Annotated in this window: 15 protein-coding genes; 3 read left to right on the top strand and 12 right to left on the bottom strand. The window is 55.5% G+C overall.

The features are described 5' to 3' along the window. Positions 1–9: 9 nt before the first annotated feature. From bcsA (O9K67_RS01035) to bcsR, 3 genes are read right to left on the bottom strand one after another with little or no spacing between them, the layout of a single operon-like run. Positions 10–2628 carry a UDP-forming cellulose synthase catalytic subunit gene (bcsA, locus tag O9K67_RS01035; RefSeq protein WP_061492605.1) on the bottom strand — a complete coding sequence of 873 codons (2619 nt, stop codon included), beginning with the start codon at positions 2626–2628 and terminating at the stop codon, positions 10–12. Further along, entirely contained in the window at positions 2625–3389 is a 765-nt protein-coding gene (gene bcsQ / locus O9K67_RS01030) for a cellulose biosynthesis protein BcsQ (RefSeq protein ID WP_061492603.1), read from the bottom strand. Before bcsQ (O9K67_RS01030) ends, bcsA (O9K67_RS01035) begins: the two co-directional genes overlap by 4 nt. 11 nt (positions 3390–3400) lie before the next feature. After that, positions 3401–3589, bottom strand: coding sequence for a cellulose biosynthesis protein BcsR (gene bcsR / locus O9K67_RS01025; RefSeq protein ID WP_061492601.1), 189 nt, complete (start codon positions 3587–3589; stop codon positions 3401–3403). Positions 3590–3763: 174 nt separating this feature from the next. On the opposite strand from bcsR, the gene bcsE reads away from it, so the two are divergent. Genes bcsE through bcsG form a run of 3 tightly spaced genes read left to right on the top strand, consistent with a single transcriptional unit; the run spans position 3764 to position 7189 of the window. Continuing rightward, entirely contained in the window at positions 3764–5323 is a 1560-nt protein-coding gene (gene bcsE, locus O9K67_RS01020; protein WP_061492599.1) for a cellulose biosynthesis c-di-GMP-binding protein BcsE, read from the top strand. After that, positions 5320–5517 (top strand): cellulose biosynthesis protein BcsF, encoded by a 198-nt coding sequence (gene bcsF, locus O9K67_RS01015; protein WP_061492597.1) that lies wholly within the window; start codon positions 5320–5322, stop codon positions 5515–5517. Before bcsE ends, bcsF begins: the two co-directional genes overlap by 4 nt. Beyond that, positions 5510–7189, top strand: coding sequence for a cellulose biosynthesis protein BcsG (gene bcsG / locus O9K67_RS01010; RefSeq protein WP_061492595.1), 1680 nt, complete (start codon positions 5510–5512; stop codon positions 7187–7189). The genes bcsF and bcsG overlap by 8 nt, the downstream gene beginning before the upstream one ends. A 329-nt stretch (positions 7190–7518) precedes the next feature. Here the strand turns inward: bcsG and O9K67_RS01005 are convergent, their stop codons facing one another. From O9K67_RS01005 to dppD, 9 genes are all read right to left on the bottom strand, one after another. Then, positions 7519–8514, bottom strand: a complete 996-nt coding sequence (locus tag O9K67_RS01005) for a glycosyl hydrolase family 8 (RefSeq protein ID WP_061492593.1) — start codon at positions 8512–8514, stop codon at positions 7519–7521. A gap of 8 nt (positions 8515–8522) precedes the next feature. Next, a complete protein-coding gene (gene bcsD, locus O9K67_RS01000) occupies positions 8523–9002 on the bottom strand; it encodes a cellulose biosynthesis protein BcsD (protein ID WP_061492591.1) in 480 nt (159 codons plus the stop codon). Continuing rightward, entirely contained in the window at positions 9002–12985 is a 3984-nt protein-coding gene (locus tag O9K67_RS00995; protein WP_061499691.1) for a cellulose biosynthesis protein BcsC, read from the bottom strand. Before O9K67_RS00995 ends, bcsD begins: the two co-directional genes overlap by 1 nt. A 14-nt stretch (positions 12986–12999) precedes the next feature. After that, a complete protein-coding gene (gene bcsB / locus O9K67_RS00990) occupies positions 13000–15276 on the bottom strand; it encodes a cellulose biosynthesis cyclic di-GMP-binding regulatory protein BcsB (RefSeq protein ID WP_061492590.1) in 2277 nt (758 codons plus the stop codon). Then, a complete protein-coding gene (gene bcsA / locus O9K67_RS00985; protein ID WP_061492587.1) occupies positions 15273–17387 on the bottom strand; it encodes a UDP-forming cellulose synthase catalytic subunit in 2115 nt (704 codons plus the stop codon). Before bcsA (O9K67_RS00985) ends, bcsB begins: the two co-directional genes overlap by 4 nt. 17 nt (positions 17388–17404) lie before the next feature. After that, positions 17405–18208, bottom strand: coding sequence for a cellulose biosynthesis protein BcsQ (gene bcsQ, locus O9K67_RS00980; protein ID WP_061492585.1), 804 nt, complete (start codon positions 18206–18208; stop codon positions 17405–17407). Then, positions 18199–18735 carry a cellulose biosynthesis protein BcsO gene (gene bcsO / locus O9K67_RS00975; RefSeq protein ID WP_061492583.1) on the bottom strand — a complete coding sequence of 179 codons (537 nt, stop codon included), beginning with the start codon at positions 18733–18735 and terminating at the stop codon, positions 18199–18201. The genes bcsQ (O9K67_RS00980) and bcsO overlap by 10 nt, the downstream gene beginning before the upstream one ends. 620 nt (positions 18736–19355) lie before the next feature. Next, positions 19356–20369, bottom strand: coding sequence for a dipeptide ABC transporter ATP-binding subunit DppF (gene dppF, locus O9K67_RS00970; protein ID WP_061492581.1), 1014 nt, complete (start codon positions 20367–20369; stop codon positions 19356–19358). After that, the gene (dppD, locus tag O9K67_RS00965) at positions 20366–21349 is read right to left on the bottom strand and encodes a dipeptide ABC transporter ATP-binding protein (RefSeq protein ID WP_061492579.1); all 984 of its coding nucleotides are present in this window, start codon (positions 21347–21349) and stop codon (positions 20366–20368) included. Before dppD ends, dppF begins: the two co-directional genes overlap by 4 nt.

The raw sequence follows: 21349 nt of genomic DNA, 5'->3' as shown, positions 1-21349 counted from the left end.
GCGTTTTCATCATTGTTGAGCCATAACCGGATTCGGTTGCTGTGCCGTCAGGTTCCGTGCTGGCCTGCGAGGGATAAACGACACCACCCAGGAGACCAGGCCGGTGAGCACACGGAAAATCACCTTCACTGACGACGGAGCGAATTCCGCGAGATGGCGATAGCCGCGGAAACCCAATTTCAAAATATCGAACAGGCTTTCCAGCGGTTTATCTTCCGGAAAACTGTCCTGCCACAACGCCCATGTGTCGGCGCGGGCAAACGTACACTGCACAAAATCGATATGCTGTTTGGTGGTCAGCGGCATCAGTTGCAAACCGACTTCATTGCCGGAGACGCGCGCCACGGTCGTAGGAAAGACGTACTCTTGCCGACCGCGCTTGAGCAACAGGTTTACACGTTGCCCTTCAAGCACCTGCGCCTGGCCGTTGATCTTGATGCCCAGCCCACCGTCAGAGAAGTCATGCACGGTACAGGAGAAAAGATGGCCGTCTTCACGGGCGATCGCCGCTGGCATGGAGATTTCGACCCTGTGCGCCCGGCGAACCTGCTTGCTCTCCACCGATACCGCCACCGCGCCACCGAGAATGACCATGTTGTAGAACACCCACGCCATACTGACGAAGACCGTCAGGATTTCGTTTTCCGGCCCATAGAAGTAGCGCCATACGCCAACCGCCAGACCGAGCACGTTAATCAACACCAGGTAGATATAGGGACGGGAAATCACCCAGTCCACATACTCTTCTTCCACCAGGCCGCCTTTCGCCGTGACGTTAAACTTGCCTTTGTGCGGGTTAAAGAGCGCCACCATCGTAGGCGGCGCGATATACCAGGCCAGTACCGTTTCATAAATCTCACTCCAGAAGGAGTGACGGTATTTGCCCTGAATTTTCGAGTTGGTCAGGCTGGCGTGGATCATATGCGGCAGAACGAACAGCGCGATCATCAGCGCCGGGGCATAAATGATGTAGGCATGCAGCAGCAAAAATGCCAGTGGCGCGGTGAGGAAGATCAGGCGTGGAATACCCGATAAGAAGTGAAACATGGCGTTGACGTAGCACAATCGCTGCCCGAGCTTCAGCCCTTTGCCAAACAGCGGGTTATCAAGGCGGAAGATCTGCACCATACCGCGTGCCCAGCGAATACGCTGCCCAATATGTGCAGACAGACTCTCCGTCGCCAGCCCTGCCGCCTGCGGAATACGCATATACGCGGAGGTGTAACCCAGGCGGTGTAAACGCAGGGAGGTGTGCGCATCTTCGGTGACGGTTTCTACCGCAATGCCGCCGATTTGATCCAACGGTTCACGGCGGATCACCGCACAAGAGCCACAGAAGAAGGTGGCGTCCCACATGTCATTGCCATCCTGTACCAGGCCATAGAAGAGCGTGCCTTCGTTAGGCGTTTTACGAAAACGCCCGAGGTTACGTTCAAACGGATCCGGCGAGAAAAAATGGTGCGGCGTCTGCATCATCGCCAGCTTTTTCTCTTTCAGGAACCAGCCCATGGTCATTTGCAGGAACGAGCGCGTGGGCACATGGTCGCAGTCGAAAATCGACACAAATTCGCCCTTCGCATATTTCAGGGCGTTGTTGATATTCCCGGCTTTGGCGTGTTCATGAGTGGTACGGGCGATGTACTCCACCCCGACGGTGTTGGCGAAGACACGAAACTCTTCGCGGCCGCCATCGTCAAGGATCCAGATTTTGAGTTTATCTTTTGGCCAGTCAATGCCCAATGACGCGTAAATGGTATTTTTCACCACGTTTAAATCTTCGTTATAGGTGGGCACGAAGATATCCACCGAGGGCCACAGCGCCATCTCTTTTGGCAACGGCACCGGCTGGCGATTGAGGGGCCACACCACCTGGAAATAACCGAGGATCAGCACAATCCAGGCGTAGGTTTCCGCAAACAGCAGTATCAGACCACATACCAGACTGACCGGATCGTTCCAGTTCAGTGTCGAGGTATAACGCCACCAGATATAACGACAGGACACAGTGAGTGACAGCACAATCAACATTAACGCTGAGAAGCGCCCCGGAATACGCCGTACCAGCAGGGCCACCCCCCATAGCAACATCAGGAACACAAACTGCGAAAGCGGGTTAAAAGGCTGCGTAATACACAAAATCGCCAGAACCAGCGAGAAGACAACCACCACGCCAAGAATGAAACGCCGGACGCGCGGATGAATATGCGCCAGCTCTTTTTTGTGGTCGAGGTGACCGGTATGTTGCGTTACCCGTGCCGGCAGACTATCCAGCCAGTGATACCAGCGCCCACGCAACGCGCGTGCCCGGGCAAAGCGCTGACGGCGCGCGGATTTCGGCGGTCCCCAGGGTAGGGTGACTAACAGCCAAAGGGTTTGCACCAGGTAACGCGCCGGGTCGAAAGGGCGTGGTTTGTCAGGATCAATATGAGGAAATAACTGATGTTGCTGCGCACGCAATTGCTGCCAGCGTGGGTGCTCAAGCGGAATGAACATCCATGCGAGTATCGCCCAGAAGCAACCAGAAGCCGCGCTGAACCCGGATGCGCCATGACGGCGATAGTGCTGATAGCGCTCGCTTAAGCGCGCGCTAACTGGCGGGATCAGCAACCAGGCAGACAGGCGACTCATTGCGGACTCCTTGCCAGCTCCTCACTGCCCGCACGCGTTTGTGCACAGTGCAGCAGGCACCAGTTCGCCAGCGTTAACATCTCTTCCGCTGCCAGCGCATCAGCCCGGTATTCGCCCAGCGGCTGTTTTGCCGCCATGCACTCTGCCATCGCTTCATCGCGATGAATATAGATCGGCAACATTCGTCGCTGGCTCTGCAACCACACCTGCCAGAGGTCATCCTGTAGCTGACTGCCTACGCGCAGATCGTTTATCAGGATATGCGTGCCCACGGGTAAAACCTGCTGGTGCAGACGCACATGGCAGTTCGTGTCCGGCTTGATAATGGTCAGCGTATGATCGCACTGCTCAATAAACTGACGAGCCAGTGGTGAATACCCGTGCGGCAGGTCGATCAACACCCACTGATAATGTTGTTGCTGTTGCAGCGCCTGCAAAATAGAGGTGAGCGCGTTAAGCACGTCGGGCAGCCGCTGGCTATTTTCCCATTCGCTTGTCGTCAGGCGGCCAAAAGGCAAAACATCCAGTTGGGAAGTGTAACGCAATCCCGCATCACGCCAGTCCTGACCATCCAGTAACGCGCGCGCCCAACCGCCGTTATGATCGAAATCGACATTAAATGACAGGCGCAAAAGATTATCGGGGCACGCGTCAATAACGAGCACCGACTCGCCTAATAATTGTAATGACCAGGCCAGAGCCGCAGTGATGGATGTTGTACCCACGCCACCGCGTATCCCCTGTAATCCCAAGATGGCCATTCATGGCTCCCTTATTGTTGACGGGCGAATTCAGCAAGCAGCGGCCAACGCTTAATAGCTGCCGCCAACTGTTCTCGTTGGGAAATATCGGCATAATCTATTTCAGGCAATGAAAATGCTTTGCTCAGCGCCAGAAAATCATTTTGAAATGTGTAGCCCAGCGTGGGATCTGTCTGACTTTCGAATTCATCGCTATGCATGTTTAACCGATCCCTATGAATAAAAAGCACTTGAGCAAATGAGGCAAGGCAATCGCGCCTGAGAAAATTCGTTTACATGCTAAATCTGATGTTCTTTAATTTCAATGTTAGGTTTATTTCTTCGCTTACGCTAGTAAACTGAGATACAGTTAAATTCTCTGTAAGAGGGACATCGTGGACCCCATATTTTCTATTGGAATCCAGTCGTTATGGGATGAATTACGTCATATGCCCGCAGGCGGCGTCTGGTGGATAAATGCCGATCGCGAGCAGGATGGAATCAATCTTATAAATCAGACGATTGCGACACAAGATAAAGAAGCCAAAGTCGCAATAATTGGCATGGGCCACGATCTGCATAAAATCATGCACCTGGATAACGATCACGGGCCAGAAAAAGTCCAGCTGTTCACCATGCCAAATCAGGAAAATGGTCTATACTTTTTCACCCGCGATTTACTGTGCTCAATAGAGCCTGAAAATTATTTACTGATCCTGCTGTGCGCCAACAATGCATTTCAGAATATTCCCGTGGATAATTTGCAAAGATGGCTGGAAAAAACTCATGCGTGGGCAAAATACCATAAATGTGCGTTGCTGATAATTAACCCCAGCGGCAACAGCGATAAACAGACGTCGATTTTAATGAGTGAATACCGCACATTATTTGGCCTGGCCAGTTTACGCTATCAAAATGACTTACATGTTTATGACGTTGCCTGGTGGTGTAATGAAAAAGGAGTTAGCGCACGGCAACAGCTGCAGATCCTTAATCTTCAAGGACGTTGGCAATTAGCGGAACGGGAAGAAACATCTGTCCAGCCACGCAGCGATGAAAAGCGAATCTTAAGTAATATTGCTGTATTGGAAGGCGCACCGCCGCTCTCTGAATACTGGTCATTATTTGAAACCAACGAAGCATTATTTGAAGAAGCTCGCGCCAGCCAGGCGGCAACATTGATATTTGCGCTGACGCAAAATAATCAAATAGACAGCATTGCACGGCAGATCCACACGCTGCGTCGCCAACGCGGTAGCGGCCTGAAAATCATTGTCCGTGAAAGCCACGCCAGCCTGCGCGCCACGGATGAGCGCCTGTTGCTGGGTTGCGGAGCCAATATGGTTATCCCGTGGAATGCTCCGTTATCGCGCTGTTTAACGTTAATAGAAAGCGTGCAAGGCCAGCAGTTCAACCGTCGGGTGCCGGAAGATATCACCACTCTGCTGTCGATGACCCAACCGTTGAAACTGCGAGGTTTCCAGCCGTGGGGCACATTCTGCGATGCTGTCAGCAATATGGTGAATAACCAGCTTTTACCCGCAGATGGCAAAGGCGTAATGGTCGCGCTGCGACCGGTGCCGGGCATTCGCGTTGAGCAAGCACTCACCCTGTGCCGGCCAAACCGCACCGGGGATATTGTGAGCATTGGCGATAACCGGCTGGTGCTGTTTTTATCTTTCTGCCGGGTCAACGATCTCGACACCGCACTGAACCATATTTTTCCGCTGCCAACGGCGGATATCTTCTCTAATCGCATGGTGTGGTTCGAAGATAACCAGATTGCCGCCGAGCTGGTACAAATGCGCACGCTGACGCCGGATCAGTGGGCAAAACCGTTAATCGTCACGAGTGAAACGAAGAAAGTGATCAATGCAGAACACGATGGCACCGCCTGGCGCCGTATCCCGGAACATTACCGGTTACTCAGCGAAACCACGGAGCGTACATCATGATGTCGATTAGCGATATCGTTCAGCTTGTTGTGTTGTGCGCGTTAATTTTCTTCCCGCTGGGGTATCTTGCCCGCCACTGGTCGCGCCCGATTCGTACCGCGCTCCGTTTAACCTTTTCCAAACCCCGCTATGTGAAACCAATCGGTATTTTGCGCCGGGAATCGCTCGTCAAGGCAGACCGTAAACATGACTAATCATACAACGACCTCTCCAACGCCTTCGCCGCTGTGGCAATACTGGCGCGGCCTTTCCGGTTGGAACTTCTATTTTCTGGTGAAGTTCGGTCTGCTGTGGGCGGGATACCTTAATTTTCATCCCCTGCTGAACCTGGTATTTATGGCATTCCTGTTGATGCCGCTGCCAAACCTGCGTCTGCACCGACTGCGGCACTGGATTGCCATTCCTGTCGGCTTCGGGCTGTTCTGGCACGATACCTGGTTGCCGGGGCTGGAAAGCATGATGAGCCAGGGTTCGCAGGTTGCCGGATTCAGCGCCAGTTATCTGGCCGACCTGGCGCTGCGTTTTATTAACTGGCAAATGGTCGGTGCGTTGTTCGTTCTGCTGATTGCCTGGCTCTTTTTGTCGCAGTGGATCCGCGTGACGGTGTTTGTCGTTGCGCTGATGATCTGGCTGAACGTGTTGACTCTTACCGGTCCGGCCTTCTCGTTGTGGCCCGGAGGCCAGCCAACCACCACGGTAACCACCACCGGTGGCGCGGCGGCGGCAACCGTCGCAACGGCGGGGGATACGCCAGTGGTTGGCGATATTCCGGCGCAGACTGCTCCGCCAACCTCAGAAAACCTCAACGCATGGCTGGCCAGTTTCTACGCATCGGAAGAGAAACGTCAGAGCACGTTCCCGACTGAGCTGGCGGCAGACTCACAGCCTTTCGACCTGCTGATGATCAATATCTGCTCACTCTCCTGGGCGGATATCGAAGCCGCCGGGCTGATGTCGCATCCGCTGTGGTCACACTTCGATATGGTATTTAAACACTTTAACTCCGCCACCGCTTATAGCGGCCCGGCGGCCATTCGCCTGTTACGCGCAAGCTGCGGCCAGTCATCACATAAAAACCTCTATCAACAGGCGGGAGCGCAATGTTATCTGTTTGATAATTTGGCGAAACTTGGTTTCACCCAACAGTTGATGATGGATCACAACGGCGAATTCGGTGGTTTCCTGAAAGAGGTCCGCGACAATGGCGGCATACAAGTGCCATTGATGAACCAGGCTGGTCTGCCACCGGTCCTGCTCTCCTTTGACGGCTCGCCAATTTTTGACGATACCGCGGTGCTGAATCGCTGGATGGAGTCAGAGGCCACTAACCAGGGTAAACGTACCGCGACCTTCTACAACCTGTTGCCGCTGCACGATGGTAACCACTACCCGGGCGATCGCAAAAGCGCGGATTACAAGCTGCGGGCACAGAAGCTGTTCGATGAACTGGATGCTTTCTTCACTCAACTGGAGAAATCCGGGCGCAAAGTGATGGTGGTGCTGGTACCGGAGCATGGCGCGGCGTTGCAGGGCGATAAGATGCAGGTTTCCGGCTTGCGCGACATTCCCAGCCCGTCAATCACCAACGTGCCTGCGGCGATTAAGTTTTTTGGCATGAAAGCGCCACATCAGGGCGCGCCGCTGGAAATTACCCAGCCGAGCAGTTTTCTTGCGATTTCGGAGATTGTTACGCGCGTGCTGGATGGGAAGATTTTCACCCAGGATAGCGTGAACTGGCAGCAGTTGATCGGCAATTTGCCGCAGACCGCGCCGGTATCGGAGAATGCGAACGCGGTGGTTATTCAGTACCAGGATAGGCCCTATGTACGTCTGAACGGCGGTGACTGGGTGCCATATCCGCAATAACGCCCTTCTCCCCTCACCCTAACCCTCTCCCCAAAGGGGAGAGGGAACAGACTGCTGCAGACTTCCCCTCGCCCCAACCCTCTCCCCAAAGGAGAGAGGGGACAGACTGCTGCGGACTTCCCCTTACCCTAATCCTCTTCCCAAAGGGGAGAGGGAACCGTTGCTGCAGACTTCCTCTCTCCCTGACACTCTCCCCACAAAAGTGAGGGAACAGACCCGTGCGGATTTATCCTTACGGGTCCTTCGATAACAGGGCGAGAGTACAGAATGGTACGGTTTTCTCCCTCTCCCTTTCAGGGAGAGGGCCGGGGTGAGGGTCAGCAGCGCAGTTACTTCTGCTGCGCCAGCCACACCAGCATCTTCAGACTGGCGGAATAGTAATCGTCCTGCGCAGTGATTTGCGGCTCTGCGGGCGTTGCGCCCAGTGTGAGATCGCGCACCGCCAGCAACCCGTCGTTCATATTGTACGGCGCGGTATCGTTGGTCGTGACATTCACCCAGGCAGGCGTCTGGTTGCGGCTAAAACCTTGCCACCAGTTGCGCCATGGCGTTAATAGCGGACTTTGCGCATCCTGCCAGCTCACATACAGCGGAATACGGATCGCATCATAGCTCATGCGCGGTGGCCACTCTTTGGCTGGCGACAGTTTGCCATCTGCCGACAATGCAACCCAATCCGTCGGCAGCTGCGCCTTACCCCAAGCCATTTTGCCCAGCAGCGTTTGCGCGTCTTTGATCAGTTCCCGCCAGGCCACCAGATGGCTACGGTTGGCGAAATCTTGCCATGCCGGGAAGATAAAGTACGAGGGATTGAGGTTCACATAGGTGTTGCGGTTGAAACCATTCGCCCCTGGCAGCATCACGCGGTAACCGGCAAAACTGATCACCGTATGTTTCAACACCGCCTGCGTGATCGCATCGGATGCCGCAAGATACGCCGGGATATTCCAGCGCTGCCCGGCTTTTAACAACGCCCAGGCGATCAGTACATCGCCGTCAGTGGCATCGTTTTTATCAGGAATGGGATCGGCTTCCACCGGGTTATAACGCCAGTAATAGAGGCCGTTATCTTTGTTTTTCAGGGTGTTGTTGGTCCAGTTCCACATGCTGTCAAATGCGGTTCTGTCGTTATTTGCCACCGCCAATAGCATGGCGTAGCCCTGACCTTCGGTGTGAGAAATGCTTTTATTGCCGGTATCAACGATACGTCCATCCGGCATCAGAAACCGCGCTTTATAGCTATCCCAGGCCGCAGAGGCCTGAGAAAATGACGAAAACAGCAGACTCACCATCACCACCATCGCGGCGAAAATGCGCTTCAACATGGGTTTACTCACTGTGGTTTAGCGTAGCGGAATACTACATCTGACACAGAATAGAGACTTTCGCGCGTAAAAACGAGACCGGAATCGCCGCCCTGCCCACGCAGCCAGCGCGAATAAAGCCCTTCCAGGATGGCGCAAAACGCCGAACACCAGCGTGTCTGCAGCGCTTTATCGCGGGCAACGGGTATGCCCTGATGACGGAACGCCAGCCCATTTTCGCTAACAATCATGTCAATGCAGCCCCAATTGAACACCCGCAATTGCGCATTGATGTGGGCTTCCAACTCACCCACGGTCGCCGAAACGGGCAGCGGCGTGCGATCCGCCATGGCTTCGCCCATCTGTCGCAGGAACGGCAGGCTTTCCGCCTCGCCGACATTACGCACCATGCCATCAATCATCACGCCAAGCAGATCAAACCAGCCCGGCGGAGTCTGTTGCTGCTGAAAATAGGCCAGCAATGCGGCGTTGGCATTATCCGTTTTCATTATTTGTCTCCCAGCATATACCGGAGATAAAGTCCGGCGGTGCTTTCGTTATAGCTACCGAAGGTGTCGTAACTGACGTTACCGCCCACCGTCATTTTGTTATTCACGTTGTAATCCAGACCCGCATGGACGTTATAGCCGATGCCGTTTTGCGAACGGCCGCCATACTGCGCTTCTTTGACAAAGCCCATATCAGCCAGTTGTTGCATCATCTGCTGCGCTTCCGGCGCGGTCGGGAAATAGTCGCTCTTATCCTGGCTGTAGGATTGATAGCCCACCGAACCCCCAAGCCGCAGTTTCCAGTTGTCGATTTTCTGCGAGAAATCTACCGGCAACGCCACGCTGACGTAGTTCTGCGGGCTGAAGTAGCCCCCCTGCCCATAGGTGAAGTAGCTGAGGTTCTTCGAGAAATCCATCCAGCTCACGCTAAGGCCGGTCTGCAACTGGCGGAAACTGTCATGCAACGGGCGCAGATAGACCCCGGCGCTGGCGTTCATACTGGTGTTGCTCGCCACGTTCTCACCAAGATAGCTATAACCGCCGCCACCCACGTAGAAACCGGCGTCGCCATCATCGTAGCTCAACTGCGCGCTACCGCCGTTTTTGGTGACACGCCCCCAGCGCTCACCGGAATATTTATCATACAGGCCCACATAGGAGAGCAGACTGTCGGTTACGGCGCGGCGCTCACCCGTCAGGATCAACGTGAGGTAGTTGGTCAGTTTCGGCGACCATTTCACGCCGCCCACGAGCGTACTGAGATCCTGACCCAGCGGCGTTGTTCCGATATCCAGCTTATAGCTGTCGCCGCTCAACGCCATATTCAGCTCAACGCCGCTGGCGTTTTGTGAATCGGTCGAGGCGTTAATCGCATCGTTATAATTCTTCTTATAATTCGATTCGCTCAGGCTTTGTAAGCGGCTCGAATTCAGCAGCGAGGTCAGATTGCTATACCCTTCTGCCGTAAAAGGCGACAGTTTGCTGGCATTCGCATAGCTGGCGAGATCGGTGAACTTATCGCTACCATCCGTTGCCGTGGAACTGTTGGCCGTTTTGATTGAGGTGCTGATGTTGCTCACCGCATCTGCCAGCGGGTTGGAGCCATAGCGGCGCCAGGCATCGCCCGAAGCGCTGCCCGAGCTCAGGGAAACCGGAGTGGCGGTAAACTCAAAACGCGACTCGCCAAACGGCGAACTGGACCAGGTGAGCGGTGCTTTTGCTTCCGTCAGTTTACTGGTGCCGGTTTCGCCATCGCGCCCGCGGATCTCCACGTTGCCCTGCAGCCACATACCGGTTTTCTCGTCCATTTGCTGCATCATGTCATCGACCTGACGCAGCGTACGGGACTGTGCGGTTTCAACCGGTAAATCGGTGCGGGTGGTGCCTGGCAACGTACTGCCCGGTTCACGAGCCACCTGCGCTACTTGCCACGGCAGGGTCTGCCCGTACAGCGATTGCGGAGCGGTGGTTTTACTGGTGGTCATAAACGGGTTATCCGCCAGCAGTACACCGCCGATGGTTGGCGTTGCCGCACTGTTGGAAGAGTCCAGACCCACCAGTTTGCCGCGCGCGCTGCGCAGGTAGGTCATCGCCTGCTGGTGGTTGCCTTTCGCCTCTTCCAGACGCGCCAGCAACAGTAAACGCTCTGGCGATGCGTTGCTGCGCAGACCATTGGCCAGGCTTTGCGCTTTCTCCACATTGTTTTCCGCCAGCGCCACATCGATAGCGCCCACACGTGCGGCCTGATCTTCGCTGTCCCGCGTCATCAGGTAGTCATACAGCACGCCCGCTTCTTTGTTCATTTTGCCCGTTTGATACAAACGGCCCATCGCGAACATTAAATCCGTATTCTGCGGATCGTTTTGCAATGCGCGAATGAGCTTGTCGTACGCAGCGGCATAGTTGCCCTGCTCACGCAGCCGATCGGCTTCATTAATCACATAACCATTACGCACGCCCGCCAATTGCGCAGGGGTGCTGCGCGATTGCAGTTCCGGGCTGGCGACAAAACTCTGCGCTTCCTGGTTCAGACCGGCCTGGTTGAGCACGGCAACCTGATCGGCATAATCACCGGCGTTACCCTGCACACCCTGTTTCATGTTGTCACGCACCAGCGACACCGCGGTAGTCAAATCACCGGTTCGGGCCAGCATGCGCGCCAGTTTCCCGGCATCGACCGGGTTTTTCGGCGGCGTTGCCGACAGCGCTTTTAGCGTGTTAGACGCTGCGGTCATATTGCCCTGGGCGAGGTAACGTTCTGCGGTCGCCATTTGCAGGTTGTAATTCACCCGCTGCGCAAGATCGCGCATCTGGCTGTTTTGACTGGACGGAGAGATACGCGCCAGCAACGAACTGGCCTGCTGCCAGCCGCCATTCTCACTGGCAAACAGCGCCCCGGCATACAGCGAGCTGGCGCCTGCGCCGTCGCGCCCGGTGGGCATCATGACGGTTGCGCCTTCGCTCTCGCGCCCGGTTTGCTGAAGCAAGCGCGCCAGGTCAAGACGCAGCCACGGATCGTCCGGTAGTCGCGCCACACCCTGGCGTAATACGTTGATCGCCTGCTCCGTGTTCCCCGCAGCGACCAGTTGCTGTGCCTGGCGGCGCAGCGGGTCGCCAGGGGTTCCGGTGACCACACGTGGTTGCAACTTCGCCTGCAAGCCCGCTGGTAACGTATTCAGCATGGCCTGCGCTTCCGCGGCCTTGTTCTGGTCACGCAGCACGTAGTAGAGATTTTCTCGTGCCGGGGCATTCTGCGGTTGTTCGTTCAGAATGCCGCGCAGCGTCTGTTCGGCCTGGCTGTAATCTTTGTTCTGCCGCAACACATCCGCACGGAACAGTTTCGCCGCCGTTCCGCGTTCGCCACTCTGTTGCGCCAGCGGCGCAGAGAGCGCCAGCGCTTCGCTAACGTTGCCCTGTTTTAAGGCGTGTTGGGCCTGCGCCAGCTGACCGTAAAATGCCGCGTCCTCTGCTTGCGCACGGCGTTCGCCGGAGGCGTCGCCGCCCTGACTCGCCGCGCGGTTAAGGTACTGAGCAGCAGCCTGATAGTCGCCATTGCGCTGGGCAATATAGCCCAGGCCTGCTAACGCATCAGCATCGTCCGGGTTCGCTTGTAATACCTGGGCGAACTTCTGTTTCGCCAGGCTGCTGTCTCCGCTGTTGAGAGCGTTAAAGCCGGCCCCTTTCGCCGCGCCGCCAACATTTTTGCGATAGTACGCCTGCACTTCGCTGTCCTGTGGATGGCGCTGCAACCAAGTGTCGTAAAAACGCTCATCGCCGGGTTGCGGCCCCAGCCATAACAGCGCCTGTCGCAAACCGTCATCAGCCTCGCGGCTGCCGCTGGACATCGGTTCCAGCAATAAAATTCCGTCGCGACGCGTCTCTTCACGCCAGGTCAACATTTTACCCAATGCGATACGGGCGGCCGTGTCCTGTGGATACTGCGCCACAAAACGGCGCATCTGCGACAACGCCTGCGGATAGAGCGCTTTGTCGCTCGCCATGGTCTGGTAATATTCCGGCGCCAGGCTTGGCGGCGGCGTGTCGCCGTTAAACATGCTGCGCCACGTCTCCAGCGCAGCCGGGACGTTGCCGCTACGCGCTTGCTGGCGGGCGAGCGTAAGCTGCCCCTGCGGCACCTGCGCGAGCTGTTTTGCGTTATCCAGCGCCTGCAAACTGCTGTCTCCCGGCGCAGCTTTCGCCAGTCGCGCGCGCCACTGTGCCGCAGTTTGCAGATCACCATTTTGCTGCGCCCACAGCGCCATCAGATACATCGCCTGGGCGTTGTTGGCATCGACCATTAAGATCTTTTTCAGTGACTCCATGGCCAGATCGTCGTGGGACTTTTCATGCCAGTAATTGGCCTGATCGAACAGCGCCTTCAGCGCAGCATCATTTGCTGCGGCGTGCACCAGCCCCGGAGTGCTGAAGATCAGAGCGCCGGAGAGGCAGAATGTGGATAACCGACGGGCGGTTTTTACGCTCATGGTGGTGACCTTTTTCACTTGTCGCTCTCCGGATCAAGACGTTTACGCTCGCGTTTTTTCAGCGTGATATACAGCACCCCGCCGACCAGCGAGCCAAACAGCAACCCGAGGATCGCCAGCAACGCTGAGTGCTGGTTGGCATACCAAATCACCATCATATGCACCGGCATTTCACCGCTCGGGAATTGCTCGCCCACGCGGAAACTGCGCACGCCGGTTTCGTTGGTAATGATGGCCGCATCGCCGCGTATCCCGGCATTAATGCGCGCGGAACTGAGGTCAGCGTGCAATCGGGAGAGTTGCTCGTCGTTGCTACCTAATGCCAGCACCACCAGCCGTTCGTCATTCCACGGTGAGCGGAAACTGACAAAACCGCGCCACGCTTCGTTAGAAGAGAAGTAGCGGTCGGCTTCAATGCCCTGCGACGCCCAGTCGCCGCTGATCCAACGGCGGATTTTCTGCCAGCTCCCCGGCTCGCGGACGCCCAGCGTGCTGTCGTGCAGAGTAAACGGTGAGTTCGCCAACAGTGCGCGGTTAAACGCGTGCTGGTCCATACCGGTAACCGCCAGCACATCGCGGTCGCGCATCAGCTCGCTATCGGTCGGTAGACCCAGTACCACACGGTTATGCCCAAGCGCAGTGCCGGTAGCATTCCCGGCGCGCGCTGTCATATCCAGCAGGGTCGCGACTTGCGTCTCTGTCGGTTGTGCGGGCAGCATCAGCAACGTTTCTGAATAGTCTGCCTGTCGGGTAAACGGAAAAGAGGCACCGACAAAGTAAGAGAGGTTCGGCAACAGGGCAAAGTGGCGGGTGTGGCTCAAATCAATCCACGAGTCGTCATCAATGCGGCTTTTGATGTTGTTATTCAGCAACGTGCTGCACGGCGCGTTCTCTTTCGGCACGATGTTGAAATAGAGCGAAAGTTGGTTGTCGCCGTAAATCATGTATGGCTCCAGCGGCATATCAAACGACTCCTGCCGCGCATCGCCACCCAGTTTGTGCCACAACGTCTCCAGCGCGCCCTGCTTGTTAACCGGCAGGTTATGCAGGAAGGCGTCGTTCAGGGTCATACTCAGCCATGAGCGCTGCTCATCAATCCAGTTTTCCGTCGGGAAGCGGTAGCCGACATGCAGCGGAATGGTTTCTCCGTCCCACAGGAAGAGATCCGGCGCTGCGCGAAACGCCACCTGCAACGGCGAATGCCAGATCCCGGTCGTAGTCAGGCTTTGATCTTTGCGGATCAACTCCGTCAATTTCACCGGGCGATCCGTCGGGATCCAGCGTGGTGCATCATACGGTTTGCTCAACGGAATAGTTTGCGCCTCCACCTCCACGGACGGCGTTTGTGCGGCAAAGTTACCGCGCGTTAAACGCCAGGCCGCAGCACGCAATTCGGTATCGTCTTTTCCGACCACCAGCAGCAGTTTGTAAACCGGGTTCGCCGGGTTATCGACAATTTTCAGTAGTGGTTGCGTGGTTTGCGGCAGCGTCAGGCCGCCGATCTGCTCGCCGGGATGACCGATCAGGATGCCGTTTTTCTCCGGCAGACGATCGTGATACGTCGCAAAAGAGACGCCGCGATAATCCGCCTGGATCCCCAGCCATGAGGCGATCAATGCCGCCGCGCTAATGGTATCTGCGCTAAGTTTTGGCCCAAACGCCACAGCGATAGCCGCAGGCGTCATCTGCATGCTGTCAAAGAACGGACGCGGGAAGTGGCTCAGATCCGCACCGATATCCAGCTGTTGCCCTTCCAGTTCAAAATGCGAATCCGGCAGCACAGTGACGCGGTATTTGTCGCTCAGGTCGCGCTGACACTGCATCGCGTCACCGTCGTTAATTTTCACGCTCAGGCTGTTGCTGGAGACCATCAACGCAGCCGGAACATCCAGTTGATAACGAGCGATATCCCCTTCGGCGGCGCTCAGCGGTACGGTGCCCAATGGTTGACCGTTAAGCATCAGTTGCAGCGTGGCGTTACGCGCCGCCATTGCCGGGGAAATTTTTAAATTCAGCGCCAGTCGGGCATTGGTCATCACCTGGTCCAGCGGCAGGGTAAAATCCACTCCGCCCTGGAATTGCCCACCGCTTAGGGTGATGCCCTGTGGCAGACCCATTTGCGCAATGCTGATATTGTTCACCACCGAGGGGACAAAAGTCGGCGGCGTTGGCGCCTGTGTAGGCGCGGGCAGGTTGAGTGGCAACAGCGACTCAACCGGGGTTTCTTCACTGTGCAACGGGGCGATAAACAGCGCGCTCACCAGCACCGCCAGCGTGGTCAGACGTTTCATACTCGCCCCTCTTCAGACGCCGCAGTGGCCGCTTGTTCAGCGCGCAGACGTCGGTTTTCGCGGCGCGATGTCCAGGTCATCCAGAACAGATCAAACACGCAGCGCACAATGGTGGCCATCGAACGGAACGGATTGTCCTGCGGTTTCGGCGGGTGAATCCATGCATCGGCGCGGGAAAGCACCACCCGCACCAGCTCGCGGCGGCGCGACAGCGGAATATCATCAAACATCAGGCGGATATACTCTTCGTCACTGGCCACCGTGTTGACCGGGATGCTGATCGCCCCCGATTGCAACAGCAGCTCCACTTCTTCGATTTCATCGTTCAGATGGCGGTCATCCGGCGCGATAACGCGACAGCCACCCATCGACAAGTCTGCGGTTTTGCTGCGCGAGGTGATGCCGCTGGCATAATGCAGCAACACCGGAATATCCACATCGATACGGATCGTTTTGCGTGTCTGTCGCGTTTCACGCGCCACGGCGATGGCCGCCAGCAGGAAGATCAGACTGTACAATCCCCAACCGACGTTCAGGGCGATAACGCGCGGATCCACGCCAAAATAGTCATGGGCAAAGGCGCGCGCGAGACCGGCTATCACACCCGCGCCGAGTAACACCGCGATAATCAAATGCAGACGCACTACGCTAAAGTCGAAGTAGCCAACGTTTAACAGGCCACCTTTATCGGTCACGTTAAATTTCCCGCGTTTCGGGAAGAACATGGTGACGACCGTCGGCAGCACAATGTGGAACGCCAGCACGATGTCGTAGATCTCCCCCCAGAAGCTATAACGGTAACGCCCGTTTAGCCGTGAGTTGACGTAGACCGACAAGAACAGATGCGGCAGCGCATACGCAAATACCAGGCTCGCCGACGAGTGAATAATGTTCAGGTTAAACAGCAGATAGGCCAGCGGCGCGGTTAAAAACGCGATGCGCGGCAGCGCGAACTGGTAATAGAGCATGGCGCTCAGGTAGCACAACCGCTGCTGGATGGTTAGCCCGCGGCCAAACAGCGGGTTGTCGAGGCGGAAAATCTGCGTCATACCACGAGCCCAACGGGTACGTTGAATCACGTGCAGCACCAGGCGTTCAGTGGCCAGGCCTGCCGCCAGTGGAATATCAAGAAATGCCGAGCCCCAGCCCAGACGCTGCATTTTCAGCGCAGTGTGGGCATCTTCCGTCACGGTTTCGACGGCGAAACCACCAATCTCTTCCAGCGCGCTGCGGCGAATAACCGCACAGGATCCACAGAAGAATGTGGCGTTCCAGTTATCATTCCCCCGCTGGATTGGGCCATAAAACAGCGAGCCTTCGTTGGGGATATCTCGCCCCAGCGAGAGGTTACGTTCGAACGGATCGGGAGAGTAAAAATAGTGCGGCGTCTGCACCAGCGCCAGTTTCGGATCTTTCAGGAACCCACCCACTGTAGCCTGCAGGAAAATACGGGTGGCCACATGGTCACAGTCGAACACGCAAATCAGCTCGCCGTTGGTGAGTTTCATGGCGTGGTTCAGGTTACCGGCTTTGGCGTGCGCATTATCATTACGGGTGATGTAGCCTACGCCCACATCGGCGGCGAATACCGCAAACTCGCGACGTTTACCGTCGTCGAGCAGATAGATTTGCATCTTGTTGCGCGGGTAATCAATACACTGCGCCGACAGCACCGTGTCGCGCACCACGTCCAGCGGTTCGTTATAGGTTGGAATGTAAATATCGACGGTCGGCCACTGGTTCATATCGTCCGGCAACTGGACGATTTCACGCTTCAGCGGCCATGCGGTCTGCAAATAGCTGAGCAGCAGCATCACCCAGACGTAGACTTCCGCCAGAAATAACCCCATACCGAGGATCGTTTCGACTTCGGAATTAAAATGCAGGGTTTGCGTCAGACGGAAATACATATAACGCGTCGACAGCAATATCGACATCACTACCATAATCAGTGAGATGCTGCGCTTTTTGCTGAAGCCGAGCAGAAATAAAATACCGATACTGATCAGGCCAAAAATGTACTGTTTTTGGCTGTCCATCGGCGTAATGACCACTAAAAGGGCAACCGGAACCATTGCCAGCGCCAGCAATATATAAAGAAACTTTTTCATGGGGGTGCCCGTGAGCGTTAGAAGCCAGACATCTTAGGTTTACTGTGAACGGTACCGTCGCCGATCTTGACGCCTAAAATACCGGCGACGCGTTTGGCAATGAGTTCAATATCAAATGCCGCTGCGGAGGCCGGACTGAAGTCAAAGATGGACTGTTGCGATGCATTCGCTTCCGCAACGCTCTCATCCCGGTGCAGGACACCCAGCAGCTTATTGCCCAGGCGCTGCTCCATAAATGCCGTCACATCGCGGCTGATCTGGCGGCGGCTGTCGCTCTGATTCACCACAAAATAGTGACCGGCTCTACGGTTGAGGACTTCACCCGTCAGGCGGTTATTATCAATGTGTGGCAGCAGGGAGAGCGATGCGGTATCCGCCAGCAGCGTAACCAGATGCACATCGGCAAGCCGCGACATGGCTTTTAATGCCGCCGACGGCCCGGGAGGGAAGTCGGCAACAATAATCAGACCGGGATAATTAAGCAGCGTATTCAGCCCGCGCGTCAGGAAGTGTTCGTCGTGAGTCAGACGCTCTTCAAACGCGACACGCTCTTCCTCAGTGGCATCACCATACGGCAGAACAAAAATATTGCCGCCCGCCGTGAGGACAAACTGGCTCCAGTCGGAGGATTCCGCTGCCTTCGCCACGAAACCGCGCCCGTCAGAGAGTGGCACGCCGAAATGCAGACGCAGCGCATTTTGCACATCGAAGTCCAGCGCCAGAACTTTGCTGCCAGAACGGGCAAGAGCATACGCCAGGTTAGCCGTCAGCGTCGTTTTTCCGACGCCGCCTTTCGGCGAACAAACACAAATTAACGGCATGACGCGATCCTTTCTAACAACGATTGTAAGGGCTGATTTTTTTCAATGGCCGGTTCCGCTTCCGGTGCTTTTGGCGCAAAGAGTCGGGCAAAATTTGCGGGCTCTGAAGACGATCCACCAGAGACCGTTCGCGGTGCTGGCATTTGCATCACCGGCGCATATCTGTCTGGCTCCGGAAGATTCGCCGCAGCGTTAAACGCGGGCGCGACGGCATCAAGCTGGCTGGCGACATCTTTAAAAATGGAGGCCGACGGCACAGGCGTCACGTCACGGAGAACCGGAACGGCAAGCGGAGCCTCTTCTTCGGCGTTGATGGCGAAGAGATCGGGCTCAACGGCATGAGGAACCGGAACGGACACATGACCGCCCATTGCCAGCGTGGAGGTTTCGGTTGCAGGAGAAAGCTGATTAATAATGGTCCAACTGCCCTGGTCGTGTGCTAAGTGCTGTGCAGAGAGATCCTTGAAATCGTGTTTCTGGTTACGAGTCTTGTCCTTGAACCTCTGCAAATCATCGTAATGATTCATAGTTATTCTCATGATTTACAAAAAAATATTGTACCCACCACCGCCATGATCTTAGTGACCTGGTATAGGTAGTCGTATGATTTTTTATTTTCGCGGTGCTGTCGTGCGCGGGTACGTGATAACGCGTTTTCTATTATCCACAGCCTGTTTTTGCGGTTGAAATTGTAGCGCCGCTAACACACTGTTAATTTCCAGCAAATATATAAATATTCTCTATACATGTGCTATCTTTTTTTTTCACAATTACCATTACAGCATTTACGACTATAAAAAAGCGTCATCAACAGATGAATAAATCAACTTAAATAAAATTTATATATTTCTGAATTAATTTTAATTAAATCAATAGAATAATAAACTGCGATAAATAACCATTGGTTTAATTTTTTATTACTTAGCGAAATATTTTGAAATAAAAATTTGCAGTTAAAAAAGCCGTAATTAATCTAACTCGTTCTTACTGCTGGACTTATTCCGAAACTACCTTTTTTGGCAGTTTTTTGGAAATATTTAAAATAAACCGGAATTTTACTCAGTTTTTAAGATTATCGCCAGAGTGGGGAAAGGATAAAAAAAAGCCCGGTAAATAGACGTTACCGGGCAGTACGTTACAGCGATGTTTATGCCAGCGGTTTCTCGCCGTTCTCGTCCTGGTCAACCGCAAAACAGGCAACCAGCTGACCGCCGTAGTCCTTCAGTTGCGGCTGCAACTGGGTGCAGGGTCCAAAACGGCGACGGCAGCGGGCGTTAAATGCGCACCCCGGCGGTGGATTCAGCGGGCTTGGCAGCTCACCGGTCAGTTTAATACGCTCGCGACGCTCATCCGGGTTCAGACGTGGTGTTGCCGACAGCAGCGCCTGCGTGTACGGATGGCGTGGATTGGAGAAGATCTGATCTTTGGTGCCCTTCTCCACGCAGCGGCCGAGGTACATCACCATCACTTCATCGGCAATGTGCTCAACGACCGACAGATCGTGAGAAATAAACACATAAGACAGCCCCAGGTCCTGCTGCAAATCCATCATCAGGTTCAGTACCTGCGCACGCACGGAAACGTCCAGCGCGGAGACCGGTTCATCGGCAATCACCACGTCCGGGTCGAGCATCAGGCCGCGGGCAATGGCAATACGCTGGCGCTGCCCACCCGAGAACATATGTGGGTAGCGATCGTAATGCTCGGTTTTCAGGCCGACTTTTGCCATCATCGCCAACGCTTTTTCCCGGCGCGCTTCTTTGCTCAGAGCCGTGTTAATCAGCAACGGCTCTTCGAGGATTTGCCCCACTTTTTTACGTGGGTTCAGCGAACCATACGGGTTCTGGAAAACGATCTGAATTTTCTGGCGGCGCAGCTTTTGCGCATGCGGATCGTGCTTAAGCAGATCCTGACCTTGATAATAGAGTTCCCCCCCGGTTGGGGTTTCGATCATCGTCAGCAGACGACCAAGCGTGGATTTACCACAGCCAGACTCGCCCACCACCGCGAGGGTTTTACCGCGCTCCAGCGTAAATGAAACGCCATCCAACGCTTTGACCAGGCGCTCCGGGGCAAACAGCCCTTTCTTCACCGGGTAGTGTTTCTTCAGGTCGATAGCCTGCAACAGCGGCTGTTGCGAGGTGGCCTCGTGCGTACTCATAGTGTCGGCCTCCCGGCGTCATCGAGTGGGTAGTGGCATTTAGACTGACGGCCGCCGTCGACGGTGTTCAGCTCAGGCTCTTGCTCACGGCATTTGTCCGTTGCATAGGGGCAGCGCGGGTTGAGCAGGCAACCGGTCGGGCGGTCATATTTGCCCGGCACCACACCAGGCAATGACGCCAGACGGGCTTTGTCCTGCGCGAACTCCGGCAGCGCGCGCAGTAGCGCCTGCGTATAGGGGTGACGCGGCGCACGGAAGATATCGCGCGCTTCGCCGGTTTCCACTACCTGGCCTGCATACATCACAATGATTTTGTGCGCCGCTTCCGCCACCAGCGCCAGATCGTGGGTAATCAGGATCAGCGCCATATTCTCTTTTTGCTGAAGCTCCAGCAAAAGTTCGATGATCTGCGCCTGAATCGTTACATCCAGTGCGGTGGTCGGTTCATCGGCAATCAGCAGTTTTGGCTGGCAGGCTATCGCCATCGCGATCATGACACGCTGACTCATCCCTCCAGAAAGCTGGTGCGGGTAAACGTCCAGACGCGAGGCTGGATCGGGAATACCCACCTGCGTCAGCAGGTCAATCGCGCGCTGACGTCGGGTTTTTTTATTCCCGCCCTGGTGCACTTTGATGGCTTCCATGATCTGGAAGCCGACCGTATAGCACGGGTTCAGGCTGGTCATAGGATCCTGAAAAATCATCGCCACTTCGGAGCCCACCAAACTGCGGCGTTCTTTTTCCGAAATGCGTTTCAGATCCTGGCCGTTGAACTCCAGCTTGTCGGCCATCACGCGGCCGGGGAAATCAATCAGTCCCATGATTGCCAACGAGCTGACGGATTTTCCGGAGCCGGACTCGCCGACGATGCCGACCACTTCGCCCTGGTTTACGCTATAGCTAACGCGGTCTACGGCGCGGAACTCGGAGCCCACGTCGCCGAAGTGCACCGATAATTTATCTACATTTAATAACGCCAT

Source organism: Kosakonia oryzendophytica, assembly GCF_027886705.1.
GTDB lineage: Bacteria > Pseudomonadota > Gammaproteobacteria > Enterobacterales > Enterobacteriaceae > Kosakonia > Kosakonia oryzendophytica.
This window is presented reverse-complemented; position numbering and strand designations above follow the sequence as displayed.

Bases quoted from the DNA above. Each gene is read 5' to 3' on its own strand.
- bcsA (WP_061492605.1), bottom strand. From the start codon at position 2,628: ATGAGTCGCCTGTCTGCCTGGTTGCTGATCCCGCCAGTTAGCGCGCGC.
- bcsQ (WP_061492603.1), bottom strand. From the start codon at position 3,389: ATGGCCATCTTGGGATTACAGGGGATACGCGGTGGCGTGGGTACAACA.
- bcsR (WP_061492601.1), bottom strand. From the start codon at position 3,589: ATGCATAGCGATGAATTCGAAAGTCAGACAGATCCCACGCTGGGCTAC.
- bcsF (WP_061492597.1), top strand. From the start codon at position 5,320: ATGATGTCGATTAGCGATATCGTTCAGCTTGTTGTGTTGTGCGCGTTA.
- bcsG (WP_061492595.1), top strand. From the start codon at position 5,510: ATGACTAATCATACAACGACCTCTCCAACGCCTTCGCCGCTGTGGCAA.
- O9K67_RS01005 (WP_061492593.1), bottom strand. From the start codon at position 8,514: ATGTTGAAGCGCATTTTCGCCGCGATGGTGGTGATGGTGAGTCTGCTG.
- bcsD (WP_061492591.1), bottom strand. From the start codon at position 9,002: ATGAAAACGGATAATGCCAACGCCGCATTGCTGGCCTATTTTCAGCAG.
- O9K67_RS00995 (WP_061499691.1), bottom strand. From the start codon at position 12,985: ATGAGCGTAAAAACCGCCCGTCGGTTATCCACATTCTGCCTCTCCGGC.
- bcsB (WP_061492590.1), bottom strand. From the start codon at position 15,276: ATGAAACGTCTGACCACGCTGGCGGTGCTGGTGAGCGCGCTGTTTATC.
- bcsA (WP_061492587.1), bottom strand. From the start codon at position 17,387: ATGAAAAAGTTTCTTTATATATTGCTGGCGCTGGCAATGGTTCCGGTT.
- bcsQ (WP_061492585.1), bottom strand. From the start codon at position 18,208: ATGCCGTTAATTTGTGTTTGTTCGCCGAAAGGCGGCGTCGGAAAAACG.
- bcsO (WP_061492583.1), bottom strand. From the start codon at position 18,735: ATGAATCATTACGATGATTTGCAGAGGTTCAAGGACAAGACTCGTAAC.
- dppF (WP_061492581.1), bottom strand. From the start codon at position 20,369: ATGAGTACGCACGAGGCCACCTCGCAACAGCCGCTGTTGCAGGCTATC.
- dppD (WP_061492579.1), bottom strand. From the start codon at position 21,349: ATGGCGTTATTAAATGTAGATAAATTATCGGTGCACTTCGGCGACGTG.